Below are 13,454 nucleotides of genomic sequence, written 5' to 3'. Positions count from 1 at the left end.
ATGGAAAATACTTCTGTTAAAGATGGAAAAACAATAGCGATTATTAGTCATCTTTGGGTCGTAGGTTTAGTTATTGCTTTTATTATGAATATGAATAAAAAAAATTATTTTGCCAGCTTTTATATCCGACAAATGATTGGTTTAAATATTCTTCAATTTTTAAACGGTGCTATTATTCACAGATATTTTGGACAGAAAATTGGCTGGGTTTTAGGTATCGTATTATTTGTACTCTGGATTATATCTCTTATTGGTGCTATACAAGGTGAAGAAAAAGAAGTTCCTGTAGTGGGTGAGCATTTCCAAAACTGGTTTAGAGGAATTTAATTCATAAAAGAGATTAAACATCATTTTAAAATCTACAAAAATAGCATTGCTATAAAAACAGAAATCTAGTTATAAGATTATGAGTTTACATTATATTGTTAGAGAGCCTTTGGTAAAAACCGATAATCCACCTTTGTTAATCTTACTGCATGGTTATGGAAGTAACGAACAAGATTTATTTTCTTTTGCAGAAGAATTGCCACAAGAATTATTAATTGTAAGTGCACAAGCCCCTTACGAAATGGGTTATGGAGGTTATGCATGGTACGCTATTAATTTTGATGAAATCAACGGAAAATTCTCTGATTTACAACAAGCAAAAACTTCTTTAGACAAAATTGCTGTTTTTATTGATGAGATAAAAACAAAGTACAACACAAACCCAGAAAAAACCTTTTTATTAGGCTTTAGTCAAGGAGCTATTTTAAGTTATTCGTTAAGTTTCTTTTACCCAAATAAAGTGAATTATATAGTAGCTTTAAGTGGTTATATCAATAAAGATTTACTGCCAAAAGAAATGCCTTCAAATCTAAAAACCACGTATTATTGTTCTCATGGTAGTGTAGATCAAGTATTACCTGTAGCTTGGGCAAGAGAAAGCAAACCCTTTTTAGACAAATTGGGGCTAGAAAATGAGTATTCTGAATATCCTGTTGGTCATGGAGTTGCGCCTCAAAACTTTTACAGTTTCAAAACTTGGATTGAAGCACGTTTGTAATTTTTTAATTTTAAAAACTCAATTCTAAACAACCTAAAATTACATAACATGAAATATAAAGCCATTATTTTTGATTTAGATGGCACACTCATTAACTCGCTTTATGACATAGCAGATGCAATGAATGTTGTGCTTAAAAACTTAAACTACCCTACACATAGTTACGAAAAACATCAAAGTTTTATAGGAAGTGGTATTAGAAGTTTGGTAGAAAAAGCATTACCATTAGATCAACAAAATGAACAACAAATTGAAACTTGTTATAAAGCTATGGTAGAGGTGTACAGTAATAATTGCACTACTAAAACAAAACCATATCAAGGCATTATTGAACTACTTGACGAACTAATTTCACGCGATGTAAAATTATGTGTATTGTCAAATAAAGCAGATGAATTTACAAAGAAAATTGTCGCAACAATTTTACCTACCTATTTTTGTGCTGTACATGGCTTAACTATTGAGGCTTATAAAAAACCTCATCCTTTTGGAGCACTTGAAATTAGTAAAAACCTAAAAATCAAAACCCAAGAAATAATTTACGTAGGCGATACAGGTATAGATATGCAAACTGCAAAAAATGCAAATATGCTTGCAGTAGGCGTATCATGGGGCTACAGACCCAAAGAGGAACTCATTGCTGAAGGAGCCAAACATGTAATACAAAACCCATTAGATTTAATTGATATTTTATCTTAATTTTTATTTACTTACAAAGGCTCAGATTAATTTTTGCAGTGAATTACTCTGAAAAATTAGAACTAGCGTTTCAAAATATTGTTACGTAAAATTCAGTTATTAAAACTAACTTTTACAAATTCAATAAAAATTCACAATCGGTATCATCATCTTATTATTTTGAAAATACTTTTCGGATATTTGCAAAAAGACTTCCTTTTCAATAGAAAATAATGATTGATAATTCTACTTTAGAGACTTTACACAACACACTTTCTGGTGATGTTTTATACGATAATTTACACAAAACGTTATATGCAACAGATGCCTCTGTATATCGTAAAATTCCGTTAGCGGTTGCTTTTCCAAAAGACGATAGCGATATCAAAATTTTAATCGATTTCGCCTCAAAAAACAACATCACTTTAATACCCAGAACAGCTGGAACTTCTTTAGCTGGCCAATGTGTGGGAGATGGAATTGTAGTAGATGTTTCTAAACATTTTACTTCAATTCTTGAATTTGATGAACAAGCCAAAACCATAAAATTAGAACCAGGTATTGTAAGAGATTCACTAAATGTATTTTTAAAACCTTATGGTTTATTTTTTGGGCCAAACACCTCAACCTCTAACAGATGTATGATTGGTGGTATGGTTGGTAATAATTCGTCTGGTAGCACCTCTATTAGATATGGAGTTACACGTGATAAAGTATTGGCTATTGATGCTATTTTAAGTGATGGTTCGTCAGTTACTTTTAAAGAAATTACATCTAAAGAATTTATAAACAAAACAAAAGAAAATTCGTTAGAAGGCCAAATTTACAAGTCCATTTATTCAGAACTCGTTTCAGCAGCTGTACAACAAGAAATTAAAAAAGAATTTCCTAAAGAAACCATTCATAGAAGATGTACTGGTTATGCTGTAGATGAATTTTTAAAATCTGATTTGTTTGGAGGTGCAGAACCTACCATAAATATCGCTAAATTATTAGCAGGAAGCGAAGGAACTTTAACTTTTTCAACTGCAATTACCTTACAATTAGATAATGTTGCACCGAAAGAAAGCATTATGGTTTGTGCTCATTTTCATAGTATTAACGAGAGTTTAAAAGCCACATTAACATCCATGAATCACAATTTATACAATTGTGAACTAATGGATAAAACCATTTTAGATTGTACCAAAAACAATCGTGAATTGGCTAAAAATCGTTTCTTTTTACAAGGTGATCCAGAAGCTGTTCTCATGTTAGAAGTTGCTGCGAATACCTTGCCAGAAGCAGAACTTTTAGCAGACAATTTAATAGCTGATTTAGAACAAAACAACTTTGGCTACCATTACCCAAAAGTTTATGGTTTAGACATTGCCAAAGTGCATTATTTACGTAAAGCCGGTTTGGGTGCTTTAGGGAATATGGTAGGAGATATGAAAGCTGTAGCTTGTATAGAAGATACTGCTGTTGCACTAGAAGATTTGCCAAATTACATAGAAGAGTTTACCAAAATCATGGCTAAATACCAGCAAAATGCAGTCTATTATGCACATGCTGGTGCTGGCGAATTACATTTAAGGCCAATTCTGAATTTAAAAAAATCGGAAGATGTGGTCTTATTCAGAAAAATAACCACAGAAACTGCAAAATTGGTAAAAAAATACCAAGGTTCTTTTTCTGGCGAACATGGAGATGGAATTGTACGTGCAGAATTTATTCCGTTAATGATTGGTGAAAACAATTATCAATTACTAAGAAGAATAAAAAAAGCGTTTGACCCCAATAATGTATTTAATAAAGGAAAAATAACAGATGCTTTTGCCATGGATAAAAGCCTACGTTATGAAATTGACAGAACTGAACCTGTAATTGAAACCATTCAAGATTTTTCTGATAGTGAAGGCATTATAAAACTAGCTGAAAAATGTAATGGTTCTGGAGATTGTAGAAAGCCTGTAGAAGCTGGTGGAACCATGTGCCCTAGTTACAGAGCAACAAAAAATGAAAGTGAAACTACAAGAGCAAGAGCTAACATTCTTCGTGAAGTTTTAACTAATAATTCTGCAAAAAACAAGTTTGATTCGCCAGAATTAAAACAAGTTTTAGATTTGTGTTTAAGTTGTAAAGCCTGTGCATCTGAGTGCCCAAGTAATGTAGATATTGCTACTATGAAAGCTGAGTTTTTATATCAATATCAAGAAACAAATGGCTATTCTTTTCGAAGTAAATTGTTTGCAAACAATGCCAAATTAAACAAAATAGGTAGCCTTACTCCTACTTTAGCCAACTTGGTTTTAAATACCAAAATCGCAAAAAATGCTATGGGCGTTGCTGTAGAAAGAACCGTTCCTAAATTAGCGAAACAAACATTAAATAGTTGGTATAAAAAACATGCTAACAATTCAAATCAGAATATCATTTCGAGCGCAGTCGAGAAATCTCAAAATAAAAAAATCTATCTTTTTAACGATGAATTTACCAACTTTTACGATGTAGAAATTGGTAAGGACGCTGTTTACTTGTTAGAAAAACTGGGCTATAAAATCAACATTATTAATCATGAGGAAAGTGCCAGAAGCTATATTTCTAAAGGATTTTTAAAAGAAGCCAAAGCTGTTTGCGATAAAAATATTTTAATCTTTAAAGATATCATTTCTAAAAATACACCATTAATTGGTATTGAACCTTCTGCTATTTTAACATTTAGAGACGAATATATCAGATTAGCAGACGATAAATCATCCGCAGAAAAAATAGCACAACATACGTTTACTTTTGAAGAGTTTTTAGCTACAGAATTAGAAAAAGGAAATATTGATAAAAGCCTCTTTACAAAAGAAGAGAAAACGTTAAAAATTCATGGGCATTGCCATCAAAAAGCATTATCTGGTACAAATGCTAGTTTTCAAATATTAAATCTGCCAGAAAATTACAATGTAACCATTTTAAATACAGGTTGTTGTGGCATGGCTGGTTCTTTTGGTTACGAAAAAGAACACTATAAAGTAAGTATGCAAGTTGGCGAGGACACTCTTTTTCCTAAAATTAGAAACTGTAGTTCTGATACTGAAATTGCTGCTGCTGGTACAAGTTGTCGTCATCAAATATTTGATGGTACAAAAAGAACCGCAAAGCACCCAATTACACTTTTAAAAGAAGCTTTATTATAAAATTATGAGCAAAAAAAACAAATATGTAGCCGATGAAAATCGCTATGAAAAAATAAAATATAGAAGAACAGGAAATAGTGGTTTGCTTTTACCTGAACTTTCTTTAGGCTTATGGCACAATTTTGGTGCAAATGATAATTTTAAAAATGCCAGAAACTTAGTAAAATGTGCTTTTGATAATGGAATTACGCATTTTGATTTGGCAAATAATTATGGGCCTCCTTATGGATCTGCAGAAACTACGTTTGGTAAAATTTTAAAAAAAGATTTTATAAACTATAGAGATGAATTGATTATTTCATCAAAAGCAGGTTATGACATGTGGCAGGGACCTTATGGAGATTTTGGTTCAAAAAAATATTTAATTGCTAGTTTAGACCAAAGTTTACAAAGAATGAATTTAGATTATGTTGATATTTTTTATCATCATAGACCAGATTACGACACACCTTTAGAGGAAACAATGGGGACTTTAGATTTAATGGTAAGACAAGGAAAAGCGTTATATATTGGTATTTCTAACTATCAGCCAGAAAGAGCTGCAGAAGCTTTTAAAATTTTAAAAGATTTAGGAACACCTTGCTTAATTCATCAACCTAGATACAATATGTTTGATAGATGGATTGAAGATGGATTATTGGAATTACTAGAAAATTCTGGAGTTGGTGCCATTTGCTACTCACCTTTAGCACAAGGCATGTTAACTGATAAATATATTAAAGGCTTACCAAAAGATTCGAGAGCTGTAAAAGATGGGCGTTATTTAAAAACGGATATGGTTTTAGAAATGTTACCAAAAATTAAAGCCTTAAATGAAATTGCTAAAAATAGAAATCAAAGCTTAGCTCAAATGGCCATTTCTTGGATTTTAAGAGATCAAAGAGTAACATCTGTTTTAATAGGGGCTAGTAAAACAAATCAAATTTTAGATAGCCTAAAAGCTACTGAAAACACCACTTTTTCTGATGATGAATTAATAGAGATCAACACTATTCTTAGCAACTAAAGGCTTAAGTTTCTATAATATTAACATTTTAAAGGTTTTTACTGTGATTATACTGTGATTTTCGTTAAGTTTGTTTAACTATAAATAAAAATAATTAAACAAAATGAGTCGGTTTAAAATTATTTTAAAGCATGGCATACTTATAACAGCATTCATTGGAGGGTTCTTTTTCTTATCGAAATTTTTAGGCATTCATGAAAATCCTTATTTAAGATTTATAAATTTACTATTTGTAGTGATTGGAATTCGACAAGCTATTAAAACAAATATTAAACGTAATAAAGAAACCAATTATATAACTAATTTAGGAGTCGGTTTACAAACTGCTGGTTTGGCTGTTATTTTATCTATAATTGGAGTAATTAGCTATGTAGAACTTATAAACCCTGAATTTTTGTTAACCATGAATAATTCGTTTTTAATTGGTGGAGATTTATCTTTAGCCGAATTATTTATAACTTTATTAATAGAAGGAATGGCTTCTGTTTTTGTTGGCTCATTTGTAGTGATGATGTTTTACAAAAATCACGATAAATTATTATCACATCAACATAAAACCGTTTAAGCATGCTATAAAGTTTGTCTAAAAAGATTTTAAAACAGCTTCTCTAGTCACTTTAATTTCATGTTTTGAATTGCATTTATAAGGCACTAATGTATTGGGTTTGTTATATCAATCAAAAATTAATCTAACCCTACAATTTTTAGGATTATTTACAGCATAAGTAACGTTAGCAGACACATAAACAGCATCATTATCTCCAGTAGGTTTGTGTTTTGAACTGTTGTTGATATTTTTATAAGTAACATACGTTTTATGGTTATGCCTGTATTTTATGGTTAATCTTGGTATGTAAAAACCTTTACCAATATGATAGTCTTTAATTAAAATTTCGTAGGCTTCAACTTCATTTGTTTCTCTGCCAATAAATTGAAAACTGCCTTTACTCCAATAAAAAAATAAAATACCCACTACAATAATAGATCCAAATACTAAAAAAGCCCTTCTCAATAAATCTCTCCGATCTTGCTTTTGTTGCTGTTTAAAGCCCCTTTTCCATTTATAAAAATCATCATTTTTTTGATTCATGCACTACATCTTATCACCAAAGAAAATAGTATTCATCAATAATTTATTAGTACCAAACCAAAACGCTCTAAAGTTGGTGTTATCTGTAAAAACAATAACGCTACCTCTACCAAAACGTTGTACTTTAAAAGGAACTGTGTTTGGAATAACTTTTAGGTTTTCTTTTGAGATATAACCGCTCAATAAAGGATTTGCAGTATATTGAATCGGGTTGTTATAACTGTTTTTATCTGCTTTTAAAAACATTGTGGAATTACGAAAAAGTGCAATTTTATCGTTTTTATAGCCAAAATTAATAGGATGACTTCTATCGGTTTTTGCTTCAAAAATTGCACCTCCAATAACCTGTGCTCCTGATTTTAAAGAACGATTTTCGAATGAAACGTTTTTTACTGCCTCTCTTTTTGCACTTTCAAAATTTAAATTGATCATTTTATTATTTGCCAACCATCTTGCTGTATTTTTATAACCCACAACTACTCCTCCATTTTGTACCCAAGTTTTAATTTTTTCTACAGCACTTTTTTCTAATCTACTGCTTGGTATTACAATATGCGTGTATTTATCAATTCGAGCTCTAGAAAAATCTCTTGTGTCAATTCGTGTTATATGCATATCAAAACGTTGATCAAACAAATGCCAAATTTCTCCAGTATCATTACCTGTTACTCCATCACCTACAATCATAGCCACTTTTGGTGTTGTAATTGCTGCAAAATTTCTACTTCCTAAATCAATTCCGTCATTTAAACCTGTAGTGACACCCGTAAAATTAACGTGACTTTTAGCTGCAACTTCATTTAAAAATAGATGCAATTCATTCGTATTTAATTTTTGATTTTGAACAGGAATAAAAATAGTTCCATATTCATAATCATTACCACCATTATTAAAGTTTTTCATGGACACTTTTGCTCTAATTCCTTTTTGTAAAATGGTGTTTAAAGCTTTAGGAGTGTAGAATTCATTCCAAGGCATTAAATAACCATAATTGCTTTTAGAAGAAACAGAACCCGCTTTCATTTTTAAATCTTTAATCTCACTTCCTGCTTTTGATAGTGACACGTTTTCAGCAAAATCAACTCCAAATGCGTGATTAAAAGTCCATGCAGAAACATCATAAAACAAGCTATCTTTAAATGTTTTTCTAACATCAAACATTGCTTTTACCAAACGTTGGTTTTTTTGATTCATAGGCACCACATAACTGTAGCCTTTTTTGAATGTTTTTCCGTTTTCTGTAAAATCGGCTTTTACCTCGTGAATTGTAATATGTTGCTTTTTTAGTACTTCTGCCAGGTGAAAACTTTTGGCAGCATCTTTTTCATCACCAAAAACGATAGCTTTATTTGTTTTTGTATTTCTAGATTGTTCGTAAAAATCTTGTTGGTATTTTAAGATTTTTACTCTCATTTTTTTTGCAGCTTCTAAAGTAGATAAAGCCGCTGTAAACTGATTTCTAATCGTAAAAGGGAACGTTAAAATTCCGTTTTCTGTTTCTTGTGCATGCCCTCTAGAACTTCCTTGTTCAAACAAAATCCCTATACTTCCATTAATATCTGGAAAAGTTGACCCTTTTCCGTAGTAAAAATCATCAAAACTCTCTTCAGAATAATACATAGAACCTATTTTATCTAATGCTTTTGCATGATAGGTTGCAATTTCTTTGGTTAAATCTTGATTCATTTGAGGGGTTAATGGGTTTGTTCTACTTGGAATTCCTGGTTGAAAAAAGAAACTTGAGTTACTGCCCATTTCATGATGATCTGTTAAAATATTTGGCAACCATTTATGAAAACTTGCAATTCTTGCTGTACTTTCTGGCAATTGAACTGGCAACCAATCTCTGTTCATATCAAACTGATAATGGTTGGTTCTTCCTCTTGGCCAAATCTCTGAAAACTCTCTATCATTAGGATCTGGATTAATATTTTTACTTCTATTGGTATTTGCCCAATAGGCAAAACGTTGCAATCCATCAGGATTAAAAGATGGGTCTAAAAGAATAACTGTATTGTTTAATAAATCATCAATATTATCTGCAGCCGCTAAATAATACGCTAAAGCCAAAGCTGCATTAGCCCCACTGGGTTCGTTACCATGGATAGAAAATCCTTGATAGACCACAATTGGATGATTAGAAACATCTACAGCATTATTATCTGTAGCTTCAATATGATTTTTACGAATAGTTTCTAAATTTTTATGATTTTCTGGTGATGTTATGGTTAGTAATAATAAAGGTCTATCTTCATAGGTTTTCCCTCTATTTTCAATGGTTATTCTATCTGAAGAAGCTGCTAAAACTTTCATATATTCTACCAATTTATCATGTGTAATATGCCACTCGCCTACTTCATGACCAATTATAGATTCTGGAGTGGGTATATTTTGATTGTAAGTAGTGTTTTTTGGTAAATAAAACGATAAATCTACTTTTTGGGCAGATATCGAAATTGAAATCAATAAGAATAAATAAACTATTTTTTTCATTATGTAAGAAAGTTTGATAAGTAACAAATATAAGCAATCAAAAGATTACTATTTGCGTTTTAATAACTGCAAATAAACAAGACTTGTATTATGCAATTCAAATGTAATGTTTACCTTAATGTATCTAACAAAACCAAGACCTTTCATTTATAAAATAGAAGTATATTTGTTTGTTTTCAATCCATATTTATGATGTAAAACCCCAAAATAAGTCCGTTATAAAAAAAACACTATGATCACTAAAAAAAATTACTGCACCTTATTTGCATTGTTTTCAATGTTTACGATTTTTTCACAAGCTGTAAAAACGTTTGATTATGAAAAATATTCAAATCCAAATACCAAGAATCAACTCTCTTTATACTTTAAAGAAAACGTTGATAAAAAACTACTTAAAAAAGCACAATTCTTTACTAACAAAAAAAACATAATCCTTTCTTTTTATATTAACCAGCAAGGAGAACCCTATAAATTAAATGTTTCTTCTAAAGGAACAGAAGAATATTACACAGCTATTAAAAACACTTTTACAGATTATTTTAAAAAGTTTATTGGGTATGATTCGCTAAGCAGTAAACACCAGTATTCTTTGCAGATTATTAGTAAAAAAGGTAACAGAAAAATTTTTAATTGTAGCTCTAAGCTTATTGTAACAAAACCACCCATTTTTTCGGAGTGTAATGATTTAGATCTTTATGAAGACCTAAAAAACTGTTTAAATCTAGAGGTAAAAAAACATTTTTATCAAGAGGCAAAATTCAACGAATTAAAAAACGATTCAAAAAAAGAAATAGCACTAATTGTAAAGTTTTCTGTCAATAAGCATGGCAAGTTGGTCAATAAAAACAAAGAAGCTGCTGGTTTTTATCAAACTGAAATCAATCGTATATTGAATTCTTTTCCTTTTTTAATTGAACCGTCATCGAAAAATAATACATTTTATGCCCCCAACCATAGTTTTAAAATTGATTTGACAAAAAATAAGGATATTGTTGTTAAAGATTTGAATAGTGAGTTTATTAACTTTACCAAACCAAGCACATCTAACGATTTTTCTATCTATTTAAAACAAAACTTGACTGAAAAAGATCTTCAAAAATCAAACTTAAGTAGAATTAGCAAAAAACTAACTCTCAGTTTTGAAATTGATGAAAACAATACGCCTTTTAACATTAAAGTAAACGCAAAATCTATTGCTCTAGCAAAAAAAATTGAAACGCTTTTCAAAGAATATCCTTTAGAAAAATTCAATTTTAGCGAAAAAAGAAAGTTCAATACTTACATATTACAAGTTCTATCTTATCAAAATCAAAAGGCAATTGTAAATACAAGCTCTGTAATTGGTTACGAAAGACCACCTATTTTTCCTGGTTGTGAACACTCTGCATCTATGGCCGAAGTTAAAAGTTGCTTTAGCAAGGGGATACAAATGCATTTTTCAAAAAAATTTGATGCAGACTTACCTAACAGAATTGGTTTATTAAAAGGCAGAAAAAAAGTAGCTATAGCGTTTAAAATTAGTAAAGAAGGTAAAATTTTTGATATTGATGTAAACGCACCACATGCAGCTATTATAAGAGAAGTTGTACAAGTAATGAGAAAAATACCTAAAATTAAACCTGGCTATCAAAATGGTAATGCTGTAAATATAAAATATAGAATACCTTTTACAATGATTGTAAATTAATTTAATGGTGCTATATTTTTAAGGTTACTCAACTAAATTCATACATTTGCAACATGCGAATAGATATTATTTCAGTTGCTCCAAATTTGTTAGATAGTCCTTTTAATCACTCTATAATTAAACGTGCACAAGAAAAAGGGTTAGTAGAAATTATAATTCACGATTTACGTAAATACGGTTTAGGGAATTATAAACAAATTGACGATACACAATTTGGTGGCGGTGCAGGCATGGTTTTAATGATAGAACCGATTTCGAATTGTATTGAAAAATTACAATCGGAACGTATCTATAATGAAATTATTTATATGACGCCAGATGCAAAAACCTTAAATCAAGCTACTGCAAATACACTTTCTTTACAAGAAAATATTTTAATATTAACAGGCCATTATAAAGGTGTAGATCAACGCATACGCGATAAATATATTACCAAAGAAATCTCGATTGGCGATTATGTTTTGACTGGTGGCGAATTGGCTGCAGCTGTTTTGGTAGATGCTGTTGTACGTTTAATTCCTGGTGTAATTGGCGATGAACAATCTGCTTTAACAGATTCTTTTCAAGACAATTTACTATCTCCTCCTGTTTATACAAGACCTGCTGATTTTAAGGGGATGAAAGTACCAGAAATTTTATTATCAGGAAATTTCCCTAAAATAGAAGATTGGCGAAGCGAAAAAGCTTACGAAAGAACAGCGCAAATAAGACCTGATTTATTAAATGAATAATTTACTGTCAATCATACAAAATAAAAAAGCCATTTCTTGGGTTTTAGGCTTTCAAATCTTTAGATTGGTATTATTACCTTTTATGGGGTTAATGCCACAAGATGCGTACTATTATTTATATGGTCAAAACTTATCTTTATCTTATTTTGATCACCCAGGAATGATTGGGTATATTTTAAGAATATTTTCTGAGATTTTTGGCCAATCTATTTTTGTGGTAAAATTTGCAGATTTTATAATTACCTCACTTACAATTGTAAGTTTTTACAAACTGGCTTCTTATTTTTTATCTAAAGAAAAGGCACAAAGAGCTTTTGTTTTGTTGGTTTCTACCATTTTTGTTTCTATTTTATCGTTTAATTCTACACCAGATGTACCTTTATTATTATTCTGGACACTGAGTTTAATCTGTTTATACAAAGCTATTTTTGAAGATAAAAAATGGTTTTGGATTTTTGGCGGAATTGCAATGGGGCTTGCTTTCAATAGCAAATACACGGCTTTAGTTTTACAATTAGGCTTAATTGCTTTTCTTATTTTCTCTAATAAATACAGAAAATTATTAATTTCTCCTTGGCTTTGGCTGTGTTTAATACTGTCTGTTGCAGTCACTTTTCCTGTTTGGTATTGGAATTATCAAAACGAATTTGCGTCGTTTGCTTTTCAAGGAGGAGAAAGAACGAGTTCTATCACAGAATTTAAATTTTCATCAAAATATTTTTTTGGGGCTATTGGGCATCAACTATTTTTATTGTTGCCAGTTTTATTTTTAGTATTTATCACCTTTACTTATAAATACATCAAAAGAGCGCTGTTAAAATTTAAAATTCCGCAAGCTAAAACCTTATTTTTATTGGCATTTTTTATCCCAACTTTTGTTGGTTTTTTCTTACTGACTCCTATTTATTGGGTAAAACTCAATTGGATGATGCCTTCTTACATTACAGGAATTATTTTAGCGGGTATGTTTATCAGCAAAAAATTATTAAATACACAGATTATCATTTCTATTGTTTTTCATATTTTAGTAGGTTTACAAGTGTTATTTTACTTGGTGCCCATTAAAAGTGACGATACTTGGGTGGGTTGGAAAGAGTTGGCAGAGAAAACTAAAGAACTACAAATACAATACCCCAATACGTTTGTTTTTTCTGATGATAATTACAAAACATCGGCTTGTTTAAACTTTTTTATGGATGATAAAGTCTATGCACAAAATATAGTAGGCAAACCTGCATTACACTTTGATTATTTAGGTGATGATTTGTCCGTTTTAAATTCAAAAAGCGCAATTTTTATTGATTCTGATAAGCGATTTAAAAATGATGCTAAAAAAGGAAATCATCCTGAAATATTAAATAATTATTTTGACCAAATTACTGAACTTAAACCTATTATTATAGAGTTAAATAATAAAGAGGTGCGTAAATTTTGGGTATATTATTGTACCAATTATCAGTTCAAAAAATAATTTATTTTAATTTTATCAAATAAAAAAAAGTGTTACTTTTGCAACCGCTAAATTAACCTCTGACGAAGAAATCGTGAATGTTGTTT

The 13,454-nt window shown here is 30.3% G+C and carries 11 protein-coding genes; 9 read left to right on the top strand and 2 right to left on the bottom strand.

What is annotated here, in order from left to right:
* From SJY27_RS00475 to SJY27_RS00450, 6 genes are all read left to right on the top strand, one after another.
* On the top strand, positions 1 to 327 hold the full coding sequence (locus SJY27_RS00475; RefSeq protein WP_397446279.1) for a DUF4870 domain-containing protein: 327 nt from the start codon (positions 1 to 3) through the stop codon (positions 325 to 327).
* A 79-nt stretch (positions 328 to 406) separates the two neighbouring features.
* Complete coding sequence (locus tag SJY27_RS00470) at positions 407 to 1,045, top strand: alpha/beta hydrolase (protein ID WP_397446278.1); 639 nt, start codon at positions 407 to 409, stop codon at positions 1,043 to 1,045.
* A gap of 48 nt (positions 1,046 to 1,093) precedes the next feature.
* The gene (locus SJY27_RS00465) at positions 1,094 to 1,744 is read left to right on the top strand and encodes an HAD family hydrolase (RefSeq protein ID WP_397446277.1); all 651 of its coding nucleotides are present in this window, start codon (positions 1,094 to 1,096) and stop codon (positions 1,742 to 1,744) included.
* Between the two features lie 212 nt (positions 1,745 to 1,956).
* On the top strand, positions 1,957 to 4,890 hold the full coding sequence (locus tag SJY27_RS00460; RefSeq protein ID WP_397446276.1) for an FAD-binding and (Fe-S)-binding domain-containing protein: 2,934 nt from the start codon (positions 1,957 to 1,959) through the stop codon (positions 4,888 to 4,890).
* Positions 4,891 to 4,894: 4 nt separating this feature from the next.
* Complete coding sequence (locus SJY27_RS00455) at positions 4,895 to 5,896, top strand: aldo/keto reductase (protein WP_397446275.1); 1,002 nt, start codon at positions 4,895 to 4,897, stop codon at positions 5,894 to 5,896.
* A 103-nt stretch (positions 5,897 to 5,999) separates the two neighbouring features.
* The gene (locus tag SJY27_RS00450; protein ID WP_397446274.1) at positions 6,000 to 6,461 is read left to right on the top strand and encodes a hypothetical protein; all 462 of its coding nucleotides are present in this window, start codon (positions 6,000 to 6,002) and stop codon (positions 6,459 to 6,461) included.
* Positions 6,462 to 6,569: 108 nt separating this feature from the next.
* Here the strand turns inward: SJY27_RS00450 and SJY27_RS00445 are convergent, their stop codons facing one another.
* Positions 6,570 to 6,986, bottom strand: a complete 417-nt coding sequence (locus tag SJY27_RS00445) for a hypothetical protein (RefSeq protein WP_397446273.1) — start codon at positions 6,984 to 6,986, stop codon at positions 6,570 to 6,572.
* 3 nt (positions 6,987 to 6,989) lie between these two features.
* On the bottom strand, positions 6,990 to 9,479 hold the full coding sequence (locus SJY27_RS00440; RefSeq protein WP_397446272.1) for a M14 family zinc carboxypeptidase: 2,490 nt from the start codon (positions 9,477 to 9,479) through the stop codon (positions 6,990 to 6,992).
* A gap of 232 nt (positions 9,480 to 9,711) precedes the next feature.
* Between SJY27_RS00440 and SJY27_RS00435 the strand changes: the two genes are divergently transcribed.
* The 3 genes from SJY27_RS00435 to SJY27_RS00425 are packed head-to-tail and all read left to right on the top strand — an operon-like array spanning position 9,712 to position 13,368.
* Positions 9,712 to 11,166 carry a hypothetical protein gene (locus SJY27_RS00435; RefSeq protein WP_397446271.1) on the top strand — a complete coding sequence of 485 codons (1,455 nt, stop codon included), beginning with the start codon at positions 9,712 to 9,714 and terminating at the stop codon, positions 11,164 to 11,166.
* Positions 11,167 to 11,219: 53 nt separating this feature from the next.
* The gene (gene trmD, locus SJY27_RS00430; protein WP_397446270.1) at positions 11,220 to 11,897 is read left to right on the top strand and encodes a tRNA (guanosine(37)-N1)-methyltransferase TrmD; all 678 of its coding nucleotides are present in this window, start codon (positions 11,220 to 11,222) and stop codon (positions 11,895 to 11,897) included.
* On the top strand, positions 11,890 to 13,368 hold the full coding sequence (locus SJY27_RS00425) for a glycosyltransferase family 39 protein (protein ID WP_397446269.1): 1,479 nt from the start codon (positions 11,890 to 11,892) through the stop codon (positions 13,366 to 13,368). Before trmD ends, SJY27_RS00425 begins: the two co-directional genes overlap by 8 nt.
* The last annotated feature ends 86 nt before the right edge of the window (positions 13,369 to 13,454 follow it).

This window comes from Polaribacter sp. R77954, from assembly GCF_044595335.1.
GTDB lineage: Bacteria > Bacteroidota > Bacteroidia > Flavobacteriales > Flavobacteriaceae > Polaribacter.
This window is presented reverse-complemented; position numbering and strand designations above follow the sequence as displayed.